2 protein-coding genes are annotated in these 1,693 nt (G+C 37.6%); both read left to right on the top strand.

The annotated features are described in order from the left end of the window. The first annotated feature begins 81 nt into the window (after positions 1 to 81). On the top strand, positions 82 to 1,086 hold the full coding sequence (locus EV207_RS22795; RefSeq protein WP_132748751.1) for a transposase: 1,005 nt from the start codon (positions 82 to 84) through the stop codon (positions 1,084 to 1,086). Beyond that, positions 1,046 to 1,666 (top strand): hypothetical protein, encoded by a 621-nt coding sequence (locus tag EV207_RS22790; protein WP_132748749.1) that lies wholly within the window; start codon positions 1,046 to 1,048, stop codon positions 1,664 to 1,666. The genes EV207_RS22795 and EV207_RS22790 overlap by 41 nt, the downstream gene beginning before the upstream one ends. Positions 1,667 to 1,693: the final 27 nt, after the last annotated feature.

Below are 1,693 nucleotides of genomic sequence, written 5' to 3'. Positions count from 1 at the left end.
AAAAACTTAGACGGAATAAATAACACCAACATAAATTATAGGTTATAATGAACTTATAATTTTTAAAGTTGGTGTTTATTTATGCGTACAAAAAATCGATTAAATGCAATTGAATCAAAATACTACAGTCCTGAAATAACGAGCTGCCCTGAATGTGGGAATAAATTAAAGTACTGTCATCCCGTTTGGCGAAAAACAATCTCCACTCTAGAAGGGGAATTCAAAATTATAAATTTAGGATACAGATGTGTGAATGACTCTTGTTCTAATAACACGGTATATCGCTCAGCGGAAGCCGAACAGCTAAGCATGAAGCACATTACCTATGGCATGGATGTTATTGCCCGTATCGGACATTTACGGTTTAAAGAACATAAAACTCGGTCAGAAATAGCTACCATACTGACTGAAATGCAGGTCAAAATTTCCGAAAGACAAGTACAAAAATTATATGAGAGATATGCCTTATTACTTCGGTCAAATGTTGAAGAAAACCTCAAAGATACCTTAGAAGAAGTTGTGAAACAGAGTGGTGGACTTATCCTGTCAATTGATGGTGTTCAACCTGAAAAAGGCAATGAAACATTGTATGTCATTAGAGAAGTTCTAAGCGGTACCATTTTGGCAGCACAAAACTTGAAAAGTAGTGCTTCCCAAGAACTTATGGGAATTATTCAACCGATTATAGACTGGGGATATCCCATTCAAGGCTTTGTCAGTGACGGGCAACAGTCGATTCGGTTAGCGATTGAAAAGATCGCTCCGGATATTCCTTATCAATACTGCCAGTTTCATTATTTTAAAGACATCGCTAAGCCATTAGTCGAAAAGGACAGGAAACTAAAAACCAATATTAAAAAGAAGTTAAGAGGGATACGAGAAATCGAAAGAAAAATTGAAGATTCATCATCTGAAACTTTTGAAGAAGAGATCGCTAGTGACTACATAGCCGCGATTCGGTCTGTTCTATTGGAAGACGGGAAGCCACCGTTTGAACTACCAGGTACACGTGTCTTTGAACGTACAAAAGCGATTAAAGATTCCATTGAAAAATGCCTGGATAAAAAAGGGGACTCTTCTCCTTAAAAAGCTGTTCAGAATAGTCAAAAATGTGGATAACTACCGCACCGATTATCAACTTGTAAAGCGTTGGGATACCCGATTTAAAAGAATTGCCACCATCATGGAACCCTCTGAAAATAAAACAAGCTCCTGGGTTGAGAACAGATTAAAACGGCATCTGAGTCAAGTAAAAAAAGAGCTAGATCGGGATGAAGACTTTGCTTTTGTGGATAATCTCTTGAGGTATAGTAAAGGTTTTTGGAAAGGATTATTCACGGTTTATGATTACCCATTTATCCCAAGAACGAATAATGATTTAGAACTCTTCTTTAGGAGAACAAAGGTAAGACACCGACGAATCACTGGTAACCGAACTTGGAATCGGTATATTGTGCGCCACGGTGAAAACATTGTATTTGTTGAGAATGTCACAACAGAAGAAGATGGACTTCATAAAATACAAAAGGTGGCCTATTCGGCATATAAACACGAAGCAGAAAATTGGGAGCAACGGATAGCTGAACATACAAAACAAAGAAGATTTAAACAAGACCCAGGTACATATTTGAGCAACATTGAAAGCAAATGGAACGGGCACAACTAGTCTATTGTGCTAGTTGTGCCGTCTAAG

Origin of the sequence: Scopulibacillus darangshiensis, assembly GCF_004341035.1 — a bacterium.
GTDB classification, from domain to species: domain Bacteria; phylum Bacillota; class Bacilli; order Bacillales; family Sporolactobacillaceae; genus Scopulibacillus; species Scopulibacillus darangshiensis.
Note: the sequence above shows the minus strand (reverse complement) of the source record. Positions and strands in the feature narration are given on the sequence as shown.

Bases quoted from the DNA above. Each gene is read 5' to 3' on its own strand.
- EV207_RS22795 (WP_132748751.1), top strand. From the start codon at position 82: ATGCGTACAAAAAATCGATTAAATGCAATTGAATCAAAATACTACAGT.